This is a genomic window from Helicobacter heilmannii (assembly GCF_001283065.1).
GTDB classification, from domain to species: Bacteria; Campylobacterota; Campylobacteria; order Campylobacterales; family Helicobacteraceae; genus Helicobacter; species Helicobacter heilmannii.
Map to the genome: position 1 here is coordinate 148,135 of NZ_CDMK01000002.1, position 16,380 is coordinate 164,514.

Here is a 16,380-nt window from a genome sequence, read left to right on the forward strand (position 1 = left end):
TCAATAAACCTTTTTGATGGAGATTGGAGGCTGGAAACGACACACGCATAAAAAATAGTTCAATTTAAATCCATTTGGCGGTGTTCCCCTTGATACACGCTTACCCCTCCTTGTCCCCTCCTTTAAAATTCTTTACTTGATTTCAGCCTTCGCCCCGACTTCTTCGAGTTTCTTTTTAATGGTTTCGGCTTCCTCTTTATTCACGCCCTCTTTGAGCACATGGGGGGTTTTTTCAGTGGCTTCTTTGGCTTCTTTAAGCCCTAAGCCGGTGATTTCACGCACCACTTTAATGACTTTGATTTTTTCCGCCCCGGTTTCAGCCAGCACCACGCTAAATTCAGTTTTTTCCTCAGCCGCTTCAGCAGGCGCGCCGGCCACAGCACCAGCCACCACAGTGGGGGCTGCGCTCACGCCAAATTTTTCCTCAAAGTCTTTGACAAGCTCGCTAAGCTCGAGCACACTTAAAGACCCAATATACTCTAACACTTCCTCTTTAGAAATTGCCATGCAAATCCTTTATTCTTGTTCTTTTGCTTTTCTCAAATTGTCTAAGCCCGTTACAAAGTAGCGCGCAGGTGCGCTCCAAACAGACAGCAACATGCCAATGAGCTCTTCGCGACTTGGGAGTTTAGACACCGCTTCAATGTGCCTGCTATCCACAGCCTGCTTTTCATAAAGCCCCATTTTGACAATGAAGTGCTCTTTATGCTCCTTAGCAAAGCCCATGACCAATTTAGACAACGCGATCTGATCCGCGCCCCAAATAAAAACATTGCTTTCTTTCAGCTCTAAGGCGGGCAAGTTAGCCCCTTTTAAAGCCAAAGATGCCAGGGTGTTTTTGATCACCTGCACGCTAATGCCCTGCACTCTGGCGGCGTTGCGTAATTTTTCTAGGTGCTTGACTTGCAAGCCCTTATAATCGCACACCACCAGTGCATCCATGCCGCTAAAGGCACTGGCAAGCTTAGAGACCAACTCTTGTTTTTGCTCTTTATGCATTTTTCCTCCTTTCCAACTAACTTCCACAAGGCGCGCACGCATTAAGCCCAAAGGCCCTTGTTTCTTCAGTTAAAGATGAACTACTTAACATCCATGAGTTCTTGAGAGTTCAAGCGCACCCCGGGCGACATGGTTAAAGACACCACGCTGTTACGGATATATTTACCCTTGGAAGTGCTGGGTTTAAGCCGATTGATCGCGCGCACGAGCTCTAGCATATTGTCTTGAAGCTGCTCTTGCTTGAAGCTGGCCTTGCCAATGGGGGCGTGCAAATTGCCTTTTTTATCCACGCGAAAATTCACCTGCCCGCTCTTGGCATTGCTGACCGCTTTTTTAATGTCCATGGTCACGGTGCCGGTTTTAGGATTGGGCATAAGTCCTTTAGGCCCTAAAATGCGCCCGACTTTGCCCACAACCGCCATCATGTCCGGCGTGGCGATCACCATGTCAAAATTGGTGTTGCCATTTTTAATTTCCTCAGCCAAGTCCTCGCCCCCGACCACATCCGCGCCCGCTTCTCTAGCTTCATCGAGTTTCACATCTTTGGCAAACACCGCCACGCGCACTTTTTTACCCGTGCCATGGGGTAGTACCACCGCTCCGCGCACCATTTGATCGGCATGGCGTGGATCTACACCCAGACGCAGCGCCACCTCCACGGTTTCATCAAATTTCGCAGACGCTAAAGACTTTGCTACGCTAATGCCTTCTTCAAGGCTATACACTTTCTCTCTGTCAAACTGAGAGTTTAACTTTTCTACCCGTTTTGCCAGCTTTGCCATAGTTATCCTTCTACCTCAATGCCCATGCTTCTAGCGCTGCCCATGACGATCTTTTTAGCCGCTTCTAGGGTGGTGGTGTTGAGATCCTCCATTTTAGTTTGGGCGATCTCCTCCACTTGCTTGCTGGTGAGTTTGCCCACCTTGTTTTTTAAAGGATTGTCCGAGCCCTTAGTTATCCCACTTGCCTTTTTGATCAAGTCTGTCACCGGGGGTTTTTTGGTGATGAAAGTAAAGCTTTTGTCTTGATAAACCGTGATGATCACGGGGATATTGAAACCGCCCATGTCCTTGGTTTTCTCATTGAACGCCTTACAAAACTCCATGATATTCACACCTCTTTGGCCCAAAGCCGGACCAATGGGGGGGCTGGGGTTTGCTTTTCCTGCGGGGACTTGTAATTTAATCTGCCCGACAACTTTTTTTGCCATGCATTCTCCTTAAATGATTTTTTCCACTTGGGAATATAAAATCTCGATCAGTGTGTTGCGCCCAAAAATGGACACATTCAGTTTTAACTTGCGGTGCTGTACATCGTACTCATCCACCGTGGCGGTGAAGTTGGCAAAAGGCCCCTCGATGATGCGCACCACCTCGCCCTTTTCGTAGTAAATCTTGGGTTTGGGCGCGGCGCGGTTGGTCATTTTCTCTAGAATATTGCCGATGTCCGCATCGCTTAAAGGCGTGGGCTTTTTGCTTTCTCCAATGAAACGGCTCACGCGGGGCAGGGATTGGATCTTATGCCACAGCACGGTGTCTAAATCTACCTTGATGAACACATAGCCGGGATATAGACTGCGCTCAGTAACTTTATTCTTGCTCTTTTTAGACAGCTCGATCACATCCTCGGTCGGCACGATGATCTCTTGCACCCGATCGGTGATGTTGTTCTCGCGCACCATGTTTTCAATGGCCTTTTTAACCGCCTGCTCGCTGCCCGAATAAGTTTGGATCGCATACCACTCCATGCCCACGCCGGCTCCCTACAAAATGCTCGCAACAAAAGACGACAAAACAAAATCGATCAAGGTTAAAAACAGCGTGATGATCGTCACCACGATGAGTACGGACACCAAAGCGTTTCTAATCTGCTCTTTGAGCGGAAAGATCACCTTCGATAGCTCTTCTTTTGTCAGCTTGTATTGTGCTATTAACTTATCCATGCCACCTACTTTAAATTTCACCCCTGGCAGGCCAGGAGGGACTCGAACCCCCAACAATCGGTTTTGGAGACCGGTGCTCTACCATTGGAGCTACTGACCTACAACCCCCCTCCCATTGCCTAGCTGCTTTTAAGCTTCACTTCCTTGTGGATCGTGTGCTTATTTTCTCTAGGGCAGAACTTTTTGAGCTCCAGTTTCTCTGTGTTTGTCTTGGCATTTTTGGTTGTGCTGTAATTGATCTCAGCACAATCCGCACACTTCAATCCCACCTTAACTTTCACAATGCGTCCTACTCGATGATTTTGGTAACCACACCCGCGCCCACGGTTTTACCGCCTTCACGGATCGCAAATTTTGTCCCAAGTTCTAGGGCAATAGAGCTGATGAGCTCCACTACGATTTTAGTGTTGTCTCCTGGCATGATCATCTCTGTGCCTTCGGGCAAAGTAATAGAGCCGGTCACATCGGTGGTGCGGACATAAAACTGCGGGCGGTAGCCGTTGAAGAAAGGCGTATGGCGACCGCCTTCCTCTTTAGAGAGTACGTACACTTCGCCCTCGAATTTTTTATGGGGGGTGATGGAGCCGGGTTTGCAAAGCACCATGCCCCTAAAGACTTCCTCTTTTTTAGTGCCACGCAAAAGCACGCCCACATTGTCGCCGGCTTCGCCTTTTTCGAGTTCTTTGCGGAACATTTCTACACCGGTCACAGTGGTTTTTTGGGTGGGTTTAATGCCCACAATTTCCACTTCATCTTGGAGTTTCACAGTGCCACGCTCAATACGACCGGTCACCACGGTGCCCCGCCCGGCAATGGAGAACACATCCTCTACGGGCATTAAGAAGGCTTTTTCTATGTCACGCTTAGGAGTGGGGATGTATTTATCCACTTCTTCCATGAGCTTGAGCACTTTTTGTCCCCATTCGCCAATGTTGCCAGATTTGGCCTCTTCTAAGGCTTTAAGCGCAGATCCGGCCACAATGGGGGTGTCATCCCCGGGGAATTCATAGGTGCTTAAAAGTTCGCGCACTTCCATTTCCACCAAGTCTAATAATTCTTGGTCATCGACCATGTCTTGTTTGTTTAAGAACACCACGATGTAGGGCACACCCACTTGGCGGGCTAGTAGAATGTGTTCGCGGGTTTGGGGCATGGGGCCATCGGCAGCAGACACCACTAAGATCGCGCCATCCATTTGGGCGGCACCGGTGATCATGTTTTTCACATAGTCGGCGTGGCCGGGACAATCCACATGCGCATAGTGGCGGTTTTCTGTGGAGTACTCAATGTGAGAAGTGGCGATGGTGATGCCCCTTTCTTTTTCCTCGGGGGCGTTGTCAATATTGTCGTAATCTTTAAGTTCGGCCAGCCCTTTTAAAGAGAGCACCGCAGAGATCGCCGCGCTTAAAGTGGTTTTACCATGGTCAACATGCCCGATGGTGCCCACGTTGACATGGGGTTTGTTTCGTTCAAACTTAGCTTTTGCCATTGTCTTAACTCCTCTATAGAATTTAAAGCATGTGTGAAGGGGAAAACTGGAGCCCATAAGCGGGATTGAACCGCCGACCTCTTCCTTACCAAGGAAGTGCTCTACCCCTGAGCTATATGGGCATTCTCCCTACACTGGAGCGGGAAACGGGGCTCGAACCCGCGACCCTCAGCTTGGAAGGCTGATGCTCTAGCCAACTGAGCTATTCCCGCACTGGTGGTGAGACGTGGATTCGAACCACGGAAGACGAAAGTCAGCAGATTTACAGTCTGCCCTCGTTGGCCACTTGAGTATCTCACCTCTGGAGCTGGCTAAGGGAATCGAACCCCCAACCTGCTGCTTACAAGGCAGCTGCTCTACCAATTGAGCTAAGCCAGCGAAAATAAGCTAATATTATAGCTAATTTAACTCCCCCTTGTCAAGCCCTCTCGCTTAAGGCCAAATAATGTTATAGTAAGCCCCATTTTTAACACAAAGGAACACTATGCGCTTTTTTTCACTTAGCCTCATCCTAGCCGGCTTGCTCTCGGCCACCCCCTTTAACATTGACACCGCCCACTCCAGCGTGGGTTTTACGGCTACGCATTTACTGGTGTCTAAGGTGAGTGGGGACTTCTCCCAATTTAAGGGGGTTGCGGACATTGAAAAGGGGCAGTTAAAAGCCCTAGATGGCGAGATCGAGATCAAGAGCATCGACACCAAAAACGCCAAAAGAGACAAAGATTTACTCTCGGCTAACTTCTTTGATGCACACGAATACCCCAAGGGCTATTTAAAAGCCACAAAAATCAGCCAAAAAAGCGATGGGGGCTTGCAAATCAAAGCCATGTTAAAACTTAAAGACACAGAGAAAGAAATCACTCTAGAGGGTAAACTCACAGGACCCATTAAACACCCCAAGAGCGGGGCGGATGTCTATGGGCTGGAGTTGCAGGGCGTGGTTTCGCGCAAAGTCTTTAAAATCGGGCAAAACACCCCCCCTAAACTTGTGGGTGAGAATATCCAAGTTGCCATCCATTTGGAGTTGCACCACTAATTTAAGTTTTTTAGGCTAAAATTGCCCTTTTTAGGGAGTAGATCATGGAACTTAAGAAGGCATTTTTAGAGTATTTTAAGGGCTTGGGGCATTTGCAAGTGCCAAGCTCAAGCCTCGTACCCCAAGATTCTTCCTTGCTTTTCACCAATGCGGGGATGGTGCAGTTTAAGGACATTTTCTTGGGCAAAACAAAGCCTTTCACCCACCGCGCCACGAGTGCCCAGCTGTGTATGCGTGCGGGGGGCAAACACAACGACTTAGAAAATGTCGGCTACACCAACCGCCACCACACCTTGTTTGAGATGTTGGGCAATTTCTCGTTTTTTGACTACTTCAAAGAGGAAGCCATTGCCTACGCCTTTGAGTTCGTGCATAAACACTTGGGCTTTAAAAAAGAGAGCATTTACATCAGCGTGCACGAGAAAGACCAAGAAGCCTACCAGCTGTGGCAAAAATTTATCCCCACCAGCCGCATTAAAACCATGGGCGATAAGGATAATTTTTGGCAAATGGCAGACACGGGGCCCTGCGGGTATTGCAGTGAAATTTACATAGACCAAGGGGAGAAGTATTTTCACTCCAAAGAGGATTACTTCGGGGGCGAGGGGGATCGCTTTTTAGAAATTTGGAATTTAGTTTTTATGCAATACGATCGCTCTAAAGAGGATGTTTTAACCCCCCTTGAAAAGCCCTGTATCGACACTGGCATGGGCTTAGAGCGGGTGCAAGCCCTCTTAGAGGGGGTGCAAAACAACTTTGACAGTTCCCTATTTAAACCCCTCATGGCGTGCATTGAAAAGAGCTTTGGGCTAGAATATGCCAAGCATAAGGAGTCCTTTAGGGTCTTGGCCGATCACGCCCGCAGTGTGGCGTTTTTGCTTGGCATGGGGGTGTATTTTGAAAATACGGGGCGTGGCTATGTACTCAGGCGTATTTTAAGGCGGGCACTAAGGCATGGCTACTTACTACAGCAAGCCCAGGGCAAGAGCCTAGAAAGCCCCTTTTTCTATGAGATTTTAGGGTATTTTTGTGATCTTGTGTCCGATTATCCACTTTTAAAAGAACACCAAGAGAGCATTAAAGCCGAGTGCAAAGCAGAGGAGGAATTGTTCTTAGCCACTTTGGATAAGGGCATGCATTTATTTGAAAAGGCACTCACCGAGTGTAAAGGCAACAACTTTAGCGGCAGCGTGGCGTTTAAACTCTACGACACTTATGGCTTCCCTTTGGATTTAACCGCCGACATGCTACGCGGGCTCAACCTACAAGTGGACATGCAAGAATACCAAGCCTGCATGCAAGAGCAAAAGCAACGCTCGGCATATAGCTTTAAGCAAAACAATGCCAAAGACGGCTTGAAGGCACTGGATTTAAGCTATTTAGAGCCCAACCACTTTGCCGGCTACACCTGCGAGAATTTACAAACCAAGGTCCTCGCCCTCTACCCTCAAGAGCGCAACACTGCGTACATTGTGTTGCAAGACACCCCCTTTTACCCCCAAGGAGGCGGGCCTATTGGCGATCGGGGGGTGTTGCTCGATTCTAGCCATGTGCTCTTAGCCAAGGTGCTAGACACGCAAAAGGTGGGCGAGATCAACGCAAGTTTGGTTGAATTAGAGCCGGGTGCACAGATCAAAGAGGGCGATGATGTAGTGGCACAGGTGAGCGAGCGCGCAGAGATTGCCAAACACCACAGCGCCACGCATTTGCTGCATTTAGCCCTGCGCACCATTTTGGGCGAAGCCTCTAAGAAAGAGAATAAAAATGCCCAAATCCAACAAAAGGGCAGCCACATTGAGCCTAGCCGGTTGCGCTTTGATTTTAGCTTTTACCGCAACTTGAGCGATGAGGAGTTGGAGCAGATCGAAAGTTTCGTCAATGCTAAAATCAGTGAGGGTGCCCAAACCTGTATCAAAAGCGTGGGCCCAAGCGAGGCAAGAGAGAGCGGGGCTGTCATGCTCTTTGAGGATAAATACCTAGATGAGGTGCGCCTTGTGGACATTGCAGGCTCTTTAGAGGCGTGTGGAGGTGTGCATGTGAGCAACAGCGCACATATCGGGGGCTTTGCCATTATTAAAAGTGCGGGGGTGAGTGCGGGGGTTCGGCGCATTGAGGCGGTGTGCGGCAAGGCGTATTACGATTTTATCGCAAATGAGCGGCGTGTGTTGAAGCAAGCCCGCGCCCAGCTAAAAACCCAAGATTTGTTAAAAGCTCTAAAATATAGAGAGCAAACCCCCAAGAGCACTCCGCCCAGAGAGCCCAAGATCATTCCCATTGAAGGACAAGCCTTTAACTTAGCCACCCTAAGCGGACTTAAGGAACATTTAAGCCATTTTTTGACCTTCATAGAGAAATACAAGAGCCGACAAGAGCCCGTGGTAGCATTGTTTCAATACCACAATTTGCAAAAAAATTGCGTGGAGGTGGTCTTAAAATCTGTGGGCGGGCACGATGTGCGCCCCCTTTTAGAGGCTCTAAAGGCACATAGCCAAAGTCTAGGCTATGCGAGCAAGGGTGGGGGGCGTGCCGATCACGCCTCTTTGGTCCTCTCTAAGGAGGGGGATTTTAGTGAGCAGGAATTGCAAAGCCTTGAAAAAACCCTCCACCTCAAGGCCTTGGAGGTCTTAAAACCCTAATGCACACCAACACCCTCTTTTTAATGCTCTTTGTATCTTTGATGTTGGGGCTTGTGGGGTTGCTAATTTTTTTATGGGGCTTGAAGGGCAAGCAGTTTAGCGATGAGAAAAAAATGCTCGAGTGCTTACTTTACGATAGTCCACAGGATTTAGCCATCGCCAAACAAGAGGAGGAGGCACAAAAATCTAAGAGAAAGGAAGCGCATGGGTGAAGTGTATGATGTTGTGGTCGTGGGGGCGGGCCCTAGCGGGATCGCGAGTGCCATTGAGTGCCAAATCAACGGGGTGTCTAATATCCTGCTGTGCGAAAAGGACGAGGCGTGCTGTGGCATGCTGCGCAAATACTACAAGGCACATAAACGGGTGGATAAGGACTACCGCAAGCAGGTGGTGGACATTAAGGGGCATATCCCCTTTGGCGACACCGACAAAGAGGGGGCACTGGATGTCTTTGAAAAGGCATTATCCGAGCACAAAACTCCCGTGCGCTACAAAACCAACATTGAGAGTGTGGCAAAAAAGAGCGATCTCTTTGAAGTGGCTAGCTCGACTAATGAGGTCTTTAAAGCGCGTGTGGTGGTGATTGCCATTGGCAAAATGGGCCAGCCCAACCGCCCCAGCTACCAAATCCCCGTAGAGATCATGCGCCAAGTGGTCTATACGATCAACGATTGTAAAGAAAAAGAAGAAGTCTTGGTCGTGGGTGGGGGCAACTCCGCCGTAGAGTACGCCATCGCCCTAGCCCCCACAAACACCACGACTTTAAACTACCGCCAGAACACTTTCAGCCGTGTCAATGAAGAGAATTTAAAAGCCCTTGAAGAAGCGTTTAACCACAATCTACACAAGAAACTAGGCGTGGATATTCTGGGCTTAGAGGCCAAAGAGGGGCGCATACAGGTGAATTTTGCCGACAACACCAGCGCAGTGTACGATAGGGTGTTGTACGCCATTGGCGGGGCGACTCCCCTAGACTTTTTGAAAAAATGCCAAGTGCAGTTAGAGAACAACCTGCCCATGGTGGATGGCAATCAAGAGAGCCACATTAAAAATCTCTTCATTGTGGGCGACATTTGCTATAAATCGGGGGCGAGCATTGGCATTAGCTTAAATGGGGGCTTTGATGTGGCGCAAGTGCTTAAAAGTCGTTTGGCTTAGTTGTTTATTTTTTACTTTAACACAGGGAGTTGAAATGCAATTTTTTAAGGTTTTTATCCATACAGATGCCAAAGGCTTTGTGGATTTAAAATTTGGGGGCAATGCGCCCAAAGAGTTTTTAACGCAAGGATTACCCAAACTCTCGCCTGAGATCTCTTGGGAAGCTCTTAGCGGAGCTAAGAGCTATGCCCTAGAAATCATAGACCATGACGCGGCCAGGGTGTGTGGCAAAACCTTTATCCATTGGGTGGTGGGCAATATCAAGGGCACAAAGCTACAAGAAAACGCTTCGCTAGAAGATAAAGAGATCGCCCAGGGGGTGAATTCCATGACCGAGGGGTTTTTGCGCTCCGGCTTAAGTCCTAGTCAACAGGAAAAATCTAATGTAGAAAACAGCACCTACATAGGCCCTATGCCCCCCAATGGCGATCACCACTATTTGATCCAAGTCTATGCCTTGGATGTGGCGCATTTGGACTTGAAAAAACCTTTCTTTTTGGGTGAATTGCACGATGCCATGCGCGGGCATATTTTGGGCATGGGTAGGGTGGAATTTAAATACCCCAAGATGCGCTAATACAGCTTTAAACTTAGCCGTGTTAGAATAGCACTTTTTTATGTGTGGGGGGGACTTCAATAAAACTAGAGGTTAGAGATGTCGCAAGAAGGGTTGTATTTAGATTTAGACATACACACGATCAGCGCGATTTTGCCCCACCGCTACCCGTTTTTATTGGTAGATCGGGTGTTGCGTTTAGAGCCTTATAAAGAGGTACATGCCTATAAAAACATCACCTACAATGAAGAGGTTTTCACGGGGCATTTCCCGGGCAAGCCCATTTACCCCGGGGTGTTGATCGTGGAGGGCATGGCGCAAGCGGGGGGTTTGCTCGCCTTTGTAAGCCTATTTGGGGCAGACCCTGAAGTGGCGGCGACCAAGATCGTGTATTTCATGACGATCGATCGGGTGAAATTTAGAAGTCCTGTGATCCCGGGCGATCAGCTCCACTACCACTTGAGCGAGCAAAAGCACAAGGGCATGATTTGGCAGGTGGGGGGCGTGGCTAAGGTGGGCGATAAGGTCGTGGCAGAGGCTGAGCTAAAAGCCATGATTGTGGATCGCAAGGAAGATAAATGATCGCCCCCACCGCCATCATAGAAGCCGGGGCCAAGATCGACCCGAGTGTCCAGATCGGGCATTTTTGCGTGATCGGCCCTGATGTGGTTTTAGAAGCGGGGGTGAAACTCTACAACAATGTAACGCTTTTAGGCCACACCACCATTAAGAAAAACAGCACCATCTTCCCCTACGCCGTGCTGGGTACAATCCCGCAGGATTTAAAATACGAGGGTGAGGAGTCCTATTTGATTGTCGGGGAGCGCAATTTGATCCGCGAGCATTGCATGATCAACCCGGGCACCAAGGGTGGGGGGCATCAAACGATCATTGGCAATGACAATCTATTGATGGCGTATGTGCATGTCGCCCACGATTGTAAGATCGGTAACCATTGCATTTTAGCCAATGGCGTTACTTTGGCCGGGCACATTGAGATCGCGGATTATGTTAATATCGGGGGGCTCACGGCGATCCACCAATTCACCCGCATCGCCAAGGGGTGTATGGTAGCTGGGGCGAGTGCTTTGGGTAAAGATGTGCCCCCCTATTGCAATGTGGAGGGCAATCGGGCATTCATCCGCGGGCTAAACAGGCATCGCATGCGCAAGCTCTTGCAAAGCAACGAAATCGACTTTATCAGCGGGCTGTATAAAAAGCTCTTTGATTTAGACAGCACTTCCATCCGCGACAACGCCCAAAAGATTTTAGAGGAATACCCCAACAATCCCCACGCTAGAGAAATTTGCGAATTTGTTTTAGAAACCCAAAGGGGCATCGCCATTAAGGCGGGTTATTTTAAAGAACAGGAGGATGTGTGAATACCCGTTATTGCAGTTTTTGCAGCAAACCCGAGAACACTTTGCCCCACCACCGTCGCTTGGTGTTTTCGTCTAAAAAATCTGGTAAAGATATACACATTTGCGAATACTGCGTGGAGGTGATGCATCAAGAGTTGCATATCCCTATGCCTGGGGCCTTACTCAATGCGCCCCTCTCTACGCCCGAAGAAGCCCCTTTAGGCCATACCCAAACCCCCATAACCGCCCCCAAGCTTTTAAAAGAAGCTCTAGACCACTATGTCGTGGGGCAAGAGGAGGCCAAGAGGGTTTTAAGTGTGGCGGTTTATAACCACTATAAACGCCTAAACCACCAAGAGAGCAAAGACCCCTTAAACCAAGAGGTGGAGATTTCTAAGTCTAATATTTTATTGGTGGGCCCCACGGGTAGCGGCAAAACTTTAATGGCACAGACCTTGGCGCGCTTTTTAAATGTGCCCATTGCGATCAGCGATGCCACGAGTTTAACAGAGGCGGGGTATGTGGGCGAGGATGTGGAGAACATTTTAACCCGCTTGTTGCAAGCCAGCGATGGCGATGTAGCGCGGGCACAAAGAGGGATTGTGTTCATCGATGAGATCGATAAAATCGCCCGTTTGTCGGAAAACCGCTCGATCACAAGAGATGTCTCAGGCGAGGGTGTACAGCAAGCCCTTTTAAAAATCATCGAGGGCGCGGTGGTGAATGTCAGCCCTAAGGGCGGGCGCAAACACCCCAATGAAAACTTCGTGCAGATCGACACCACGAACATTTTATTCATCTGCGGTGGGGCGTTTGATGGGATCATCGACATCATCAAGCGCCGCATCCACAGCAATGTCCTAGGCTTTGGCAATGAGAAAAAGACCAAGGAACAACTAGAAAACATCTTGCACTTGGTCGAGCCAGAGGACTTGATCTCCTACGGGCTGATCCCTGAACTCATCGGGCGCTTGCCCGTGATCTCCACCTTAAAACCCATTTCTAAAGAGGCGATGGTGGATATTTTGCAAAAGCCTAAAAACGCTCTCATCAAGCAATACCAAGCCTTGTTTCAAATGGACGGCGTGGAGCTGGTTTTTGAAGACGAGGCGATTGAAACGATCGCTGACTTGGCGATCAAGCGCAAGGTGGGCGCTAGGGGGCTAAGAGCGATCATTGAGAGCTTTAGCCTAGACATCATGTTTGACTTGCCCACCTTGAAAGATTACCAAGTCATCATCACCAAAGAGTGCGTGTTGCAACACGAAAAACCCTTGTTTATTAAAAAAAACAAACCCCTTTTAATGCCCTCTTAAAACTAAAGGAAAGAGTCATGATCTTAGATAAACTAATCGGCGTGTTCTCCCACGATGTCGCCATTGACCTAGGCACTGCTAACACTGTGGTGTCTGTGAAGGGGCAGGGCATCATTATCAATGAGCCCTCCATCGTGGCGGTCAAGCTCAACAAGTATGACCGTATGGAGGAAATCCTAGCCGTCGGTACCGAAGCCAAGGAAATGATTGGTAAGACCCCCGCGGGCGTACAGGCCATCCGCCCCATGAAAGACGGTGTGATTGCAGATTTTAACATCACGGAAAAAATGATCCGCTACTTCATCGAAAAGGCACATAAACGCAAGTCCTTGATCCGCCCGCGCATCATGGTGTGCGTGCCTTATGGCCTAACCAGCGTGGAGCGCAAAGCAGTGAAAGAAAGCGCAATGAGTGCGGGGGCTAGGGAAGTCTTTTTGATTGAAGAGCCCATGGCAGCGGCCATTGGGGCGGGTTTGCCCGTCAAAGACCCACAAGGCAGCTTGATTGTCGACATCGGGGGGGGCACGACTGAAATTGGCGTGATTAGTCTAGGCGGATTGGTAGTGAGCAAGAGCATCCGTGTGGCGGGCAATAAATTGGACGCGAGCATCGTGGACTATGTGCGCAAGACCTATAACCTGCAGATTGGCGAGCGCACGGGCGAGGAGATCAAAATTGCCATCGGTTCTGCCATCGAGCTCAACCCCCCCTTGACGATGGAGGTGAGCGGGCGGGATCAAGTGAGCGGGATTTTAAACACCATTGAGCTCAATAGCGAGGATGTGAGAGAGGCCATTAAAGAGCAAATTAGAGAAATCAGCAATGCCTTAAAATCTGTGCTTGAAGAGGTCAAGCCTGATTTAGCAAGGGACTTAGTGGAAAATGGTGTGGTGCTCACCGGCGGGGGCGCGCTCATCCGTGGCTTGGATAAATATTTGAGCAATATTGTCAAGTTGCCCGTGTTTGTGGGTGAAGAACCCTTGCTTGCGGTGGCAAGAGGCACAAGCAAGGCGATCGAGGACTTAGATCTACTTAGCTCTCTAGGGGAACTTTAGTTTTTGATTAGCCGGCGCACCCTTTTAGTTTTAATCACTATTTTTGGAGTGCTCTACTGGCTCAACATCAAAGGCTCGAGCAGTTTTATCAGCGATAAAATCCGTGTCTTTGTTCTCACCACCAAGGATAATTTGGTTTTTGCCTATCAAAAACACTTTGACCAAGCCCGCTTGCTTGAGGAGGATAGACAACAACTCAAAGCCTACGAGAGATTAAAGCTCGCCTACGCTAACCTCAGTGCTAAAAGCGAGGCTTTGGTCCTAGAATTGGACGACTTGCAACAGCTCGAGCAAGCCCCCCAAGAACCCCCTTTGCAACCAGACTTCAAAGAACGAACCTGTCCCCCGAGCGCAGAGGTTACCAACCCCGCCTACCTACTCCCAACCCCCACTTTCACCCCCGCACGCATTTATGGCTTTGCCAACATGGACAACCCCTATCGTGTGTTGCTAGACATCCACAAACCCTATCCCAAGGATAAAATTTTAGGGCTGGTCGCCTTTAACCGGGTGCTTGGCACCATCATCCAACAAGATGGACGCTTTATAGGGCTCTTGCATGGCGACAAGCAAATGAGCTATAGCGTGGTGGTAAAGAGCGGGCAAAGCACCTACTATGGCTTTGTGACGAACGAAAACTTTAAAACCTATGTGGATTTCCTGCCTTCTTACGCCGCTCTAAAGGTGGGCGATCCGATCTTTACCAGTGGGCTGGACCACATCTTTAGCCCAAACATCTATGTCGGCACGATTGCCAGCATTGAGGACCACTACCTTTACAAAAAAGCCCTACTCAACATCAAACACCCCAAAAACATGCTCTTTGAGGCGATCGTTGTGGCGGTGCCTTAATGCGCCCCCTGCTCTTAAGCTTTGCTTCTTTCTTCTTTATCGGATGCATGGGCATGATGCCTTTTATGATGATGCCTGTCATGTCTGGACTCTCTAGCGATAATGAGGACAGTCTCAAGCAAACCCACCAAGGCTTGTTTGACGATGATGATGACGATGGCCCACCCGTGTATTACACGCGCCTAGACCCTGTCATGCTAGACACGCCTGAGGAGCAGGCCCAAAAAGAGCAAGCCAATCTAGAAAAGCAATTAGGCGGCAAGGTGAAAGAGCCTAAAAAGCCCCAAGCTGGCGAAACAAGCGGGCTCAGCTCCCAAGACATCCAAGGTACACCCATGCCAAATGGGATTGAGATTCAGCGCACGCAGGTGATGGACGAGCTTAAAAACACCCAGGAAGCCTACGCCAAAGAGCCCAAAAAGACCCAAGAGTCCTACCACACGCTGTTAAACTACTGCGCCAAAAACGCCTTGTTTAACGAGCTGGGGGCGCATTTGATCATCAAGGCGAGCGAAACCAAGCAATGCGCGCGCATGCAAAAGGCCTACTTTGTGGTGCTAAGCCAGCACTACAGCCAAATAGAGCCCATCAACCAGCCCAAAGTCGCCCTGCACGACATCATCGTGGGTTGCAACACCCAAATAGACCATCAAAAAATTTTGCAAAGCGCGTTTTTTGCTCGACTAAAGCCGGACATCACTAGCCCCAAAGACCGCTATTTGTTGCGCCACTTTACCCACGCCAAGCCCTTAAATGGCGACAAGCTCCACGCCCTGCTAGAAGACCCCAAACTTGGCGAAAAGTTCTACCGCTGCCAATACTTCATACAGCTTAAATAGTCAAACTCTGTTTCTTTTCACGCAGTTGCCCGCACGCGGCACTGATGTCTAGCCCCTTAGAGATACGCAGGGTGCATAAAAGCCCCTTTTGGTTTAAAAAGTCCGCAAATTGCTCGACCTTATCCAAGTCTGGGCACTCAAACTTTAAACTTGGATTGGGGTTGTAGGGGATTAAATTCACCTTGGCCTTGAGCCCGTTTAAAAGCTTTAACAACGCCTTGGCGTGCTCGAGCCCATCGTTATAATCTTTAATCACCAAGTATTCAAACATGACCCTTTTTCGTGTATCCACAGGGAAGCGTTTAATGGCTTGGATTAGGGCTTCTAGGTTGTAGGTTTTGTTAATCGGCATGAGTTTTGAGCGCAGGGTGTCATTCACCGCGTGTAAAGAAATGGCTAATTGCACGCCTAAATCCAGTGCCCCTAAAGCGTCTATCACGGGCACAACCCCGCTTGTGGAAATGGTGATGCGCCTTGGGGAAATGTTTAGCCCATGTGGATCGCTTAAAATCCCAAGCGCCTTCACCACCTCCTTAAAATTATGCAAGGGCTCGCCCATGCCCATGAAGACCAAATTAATGCCCTTGGTGGGTTCTAAGTTATGCTCTCTTTTTAAAGTCACCACTTGCTCTACGATTTCGCCTGCGTTTAAGTCTCTAACAAAACCTCCCCTAGCCGTGGCGCAAAACACACACCCAACCTTGCATCCAATTTGTGAGCTTAGACAAAAAGTCAGTTTCTCTTGCGCCACAATATGCCCGTTTTCATCCATCTGTGTGGGCTTCATCACCATAAACACGCTCTCAAAGCTATGCTGATCTGGGGTGAGAAATAAATACTTTTCGCTTTTATCGCTGCTGCACTCTTTAGCCCCAACGCTTAGAGTTTGCACGCAAAAATCCCTATCTAAGCACGCCCGAAACGCCTTGGATACATTGTGCATTTGGGCTGTTGAGGTGGCGTAGTGGTGGTAAAGCCAGCTAAAGACTTGCTTAGCCACAAAGGGCTTAAAGCCCTTGGATGCCGTGTAATCTTGCAATTCATTTAAAGAGAGATTGTAAAGAGAGGGCATACATAACCTTTTTCTCTATTCTTAACAAGGCACAGCTTAAACAAGCTTAAAAGGCTGTGTTATAATGGA

At 48.9% G+C, this 16,380-nt stretch carries 20 protein-coding genes and 5 tRNA genes; 11 read left to right on the forward strand and 14 right to left on the reverse strand.

All coding sequences use genetic code 11. The features are described 5' to 3' along the window. Positions 1-132: 132 nt before the first annotated feature. The 13 genes from rplL to AOG36_RS04870 all read right to left on the reverse strand — a co-directional run bounded on the left by rplL (position 133) and on the right by AOG36_RS04870 (position 4,808). A complete protein-coding gene (gene rplL, locus AOG36_RS04810) occupies positions 133-507 on the reverse strand; it encodes a 50S ribosomal protein L7/L12 (protein ID WP_015107261.1) in 375 nt (124 codons plus the stop codon). Positions 508-516: 9 nt separating this feature from the next. Beyond that, the gene (gene rplJ / locus AOG36_RS04815) at positions 517-999 is read right to left on the reverse strand and encodes a 50S ribosomal protein L10 (RefSeq protein WP_015107260.1); all 483 of its coding nucleotides are present in this window, start codon (positions 997-999) and stop codon (positions 517-519) included. Between the two features lie 80 nt (positions 1,000-1,079). Further along, complete coding sequence (rplA, locus tag AOG36_RS04820; RefSeq protein WP_015107259.1) at positions 1,080-1,781, reverse strand: 50S ribosomal protein L1; 702 nt, start codon at positions 1,779-1,781, stop codon at positions 1,080-1,082. Positions 1,782-1,783: 2 nt separating this feature from the next. Continuing rightward, complete coding sequence (gene rplK / locus AOG36_RS04825; protein WP_015107258.1) at positions 1,784-2,209, reverse strand: 50S ribosomal protein L11; 426 nt, start codon at positions 2,207-2,209, stop codon at positions 1,784-1,786. Positions 2,210-2,218: 9 nt separating this feature from the next. Further along, a complete protein-coding gene (nusG, locus tag AOG36_RS04830) occupies positions 2,219-2,746 on the reverse strand; it encodes a transcription termination/antitermination protein NusG (RefSeq protein WP_053825714.1) in 528 nt (175 codons plus the stop codon). A 15-nt stretch (positions 2,747-2,761) separates the two neighbouring features. Continuing rightward, the gene (secE, locus tag AOG36_RS04835) at positions 2,762-2,941 is read right to left on the reverse strand and encodes a preprotein translocase subunit SecE (protein ID WP_053825715.1); all 180 of its coding nucleotides are present in this window, start codon (positions 2,939-2,941) and stop codon (positions 2,762-2,764) included. A 24-nt stretch (positions 2,942-2,965) separates the two neighbouring features. Next, positions 2,966-3,041 (reverse strand) — tRNA-Trp (locus AOG36_RS04840). A gap of 19 nt (positions 3,042-3,060) precedes the next feature. After that, positions 3,061-3,222: a 50S ribosomal protein L33 gene (gene rpmG, locus AOG36_RS04845; protein WP_015107255.1), complete on the reverse strand. Its 162-nt coding sequence runs from the start codon at positions 3,220-3,222 to the stop codon at positions 3,061-3,063. 8 nt (positions 3,223-3,230) lie between these two features. Next, on the reverse strand, positions 3,231-4,430 hold the full coding sequence (gene tuf / locus AOG36_RS04850; protein WP_015107254.1) for an elongation factor Tu: 1,200 nt from the start codon (positions 4,428-4,430) through the stop codon (positions 3,231-3,233). Positions 4,431-4,477: 47 nt separating this feature from the next. Further along, positions 4,478-4,552: transfer RNA gene (locus tag AOG36_RS04855), tRNA-Thr, on the reverse strand. 13 nt (positions 4,553-4,565) lie between these two features. Continuing rightward, positions 4,566-4,642, reverse strand: a tRNA-Gly gene (locus AOG36_RS04860). Positions 4,643-4,644: 2 nt separating this feature from the next. Next, positions 4,645-4,730 (reverse strand) — tRNA-Tyr (locus tag AOG36_RS04865). A 2-nt stretch (positions 4,731-4,732) separates the two neighbouring features. Then, positions 4,733-4,808 (reverse strand) — tRNA-Thr (locus AOG36_RS04870). A 106-nt stretch (positions 4,809-4,914) separates the two neighbouring features. Between AOG36_RS04870 and AOG36_RS04875 the strand changes: the two genes are divergently transcribed. From AOG36_RS04875 to AOG36_RS04925, 11 genes are all read left to right on the forward strand, one after another. Next, positions 4,915-5,466, forward strand: a complete 552-nt coding sequence (locus tag AOG36_RS04875) for a YceI family protein (RefSeq protein ID WP_015107253.1) — start codon at positions 4,915-4,917, stop codon at positions 5,464-5,466. A gap of 44 nt (positions 5,467-5,510) precedes the next feature. After that, the gene (gene alaS, locus AOG36_RS04880) at positions 5,511-8,102 is read left to right on the forward strand and encodes an alanine--tRNA ligase (protein WP_053825625.1); all 2,592 of its coding nucleotides are present in this window, start codon (positions 5,511-5,513) and stop codon (positions 8,100-8,102) included. Further along, positions 8,102-8,314, forward strand: a complete 213-nt coding sequence (gene ccoS, locus AOG36_RS04885) for a cbb3-type cytochrome oxidase assembly protein CcoS (protein ID WP_015107250.1) — start codon at positions 8,102-8,104, stop codon at positions 8,312-8,314. Before alaS ends, ccoS begins: the two co-directional genes overlap by 1 nt. Next, positions 8,307-9,260 carry an NAD(P)-binding domain-containing protein gene (locus AOG36_RS04890; protein WP_015107249.1) on the forward strand — a complete coding sequence of 318 codons (954 nt, stop codon included), beginning with the start codon at positions 8,307-8,309 and terminating at the stop codon, positions 9,258-9,260. The genes ccoS and AOG36_RS04890 overlap by 8 nt, the downstream gene beginning before the upstream one ends. 34 nt (positions 9,261-9,294) lie before the next feature. Continuing rightward, positions 9,295-9,837 carry a YbhB/YbcL family Raf kinase inhibitor-like protein gene (locus tag AOG36_RS04895; protein ID WP_015107248.1) on the forward strand — a complete coding sequence of 181 codons (543 nt, stop codon included), beginning with the start codon at positions 9,295-9,297 and terminating at the stop codon, positions 9,835-9,837. Between the two features lie 78 nt (positions 9,838-9,915). Continuing rightward, the gene (fabZ, locus tag AOG36_RS04900) at positions 9,916-10,398 is read left to right on the forward strand and encodes a 3-hydroxyacyl-ACP dehydratase FabZ (protein WP_015107247.1); all 483 of its coding nucleotides are present in this window, start codon (positions 9,916-9,918) and stop codon (positions 10,396-10,398) included. Then, positions 10,395-11,198, forward strand: a complete 804-nt coding sequence (gene lpxA / locus AOG36_RS04905) for an acyl-ACP--UDP-N-acetylglucosamine O-acyltransferase (RefSeq protein ID WP_053825626.1) — start codon at positions 10,395-10,397, stop codon at positions 11,196-11,198. The genes fabZ and lpxA overlap by 4 nt, the downstream gene beginning before the upstream one ends. Further along, positions 11,195-12,493 carry an ATP-dependent protease ATP-binding subunit ClpX gene (clpX, locus tag AOG36_RS04910; RefSeq protein ID WP_015107245.1) on the forward strand — a complete coding sequence of 433 codons (1,299 nt, stop codon included), beginning with the start codon at positions 11,195-11,197 and terminating at the stop codon, positions 12,491-12,493. Before lpxA ends, clpX begins: the two co-directional genes overlap by 4 nt. Before the next feature lie 17 nt (positions 12,494-12,510). Further along, positions 12,511-13,548, forward strand: a complete 1,038-nt coding sequence (locus AOG36_RS04915; RefSeq protein WP_015107244.1) for a rod shape-determining protein — start codon at positions 12,511-12,513, stop codon at positions 13,546-13,548. Between the two features lie 3 nt (positions 13,549-13,551). Beyond that, positions 13,552-14,400, forward strand: coding sequence for a rod shape-determining protein MreC (locus tag AOG36_RS04920; RefSeq protein WP_015107243.1), 849 nt, complete (start codon positions 13,552-13,554; stop codon positions 14,398-14,400). 56 nt (positions 14,401-14,456) lie between these two features. Then, complete coding sequence (locus AOG36_RS04925) at positions 14,457-15,239, forward strand: hypothetical protein (RefSeq protein WP_129593209.1); 783 nt, start codon at positions 14,457-14,459, stop codon at positions 15,237-15,239. Here AOG36_RS04925 and rlmN read toward each other — a convergent pair. Beyond that, positions 15,232-16,311 (reverse strand): dual-specificity RNA methyltransferase RlmN, encoded by a 1,080-nt coding sequence (gene rlmN, locus AOG36_RS04930; RefSeq protein WP_053825627.1) that lies wholly within the window; start codon positions 16,309-16,311, stop codon positions 15,232-15,234. The two genes, AOG36_RS04925 and rlmN, sit on opposite strands and share 8 nt — an antisense overlap. Positions 16,312-16,380: the final 69 nt, after the last annotated feature.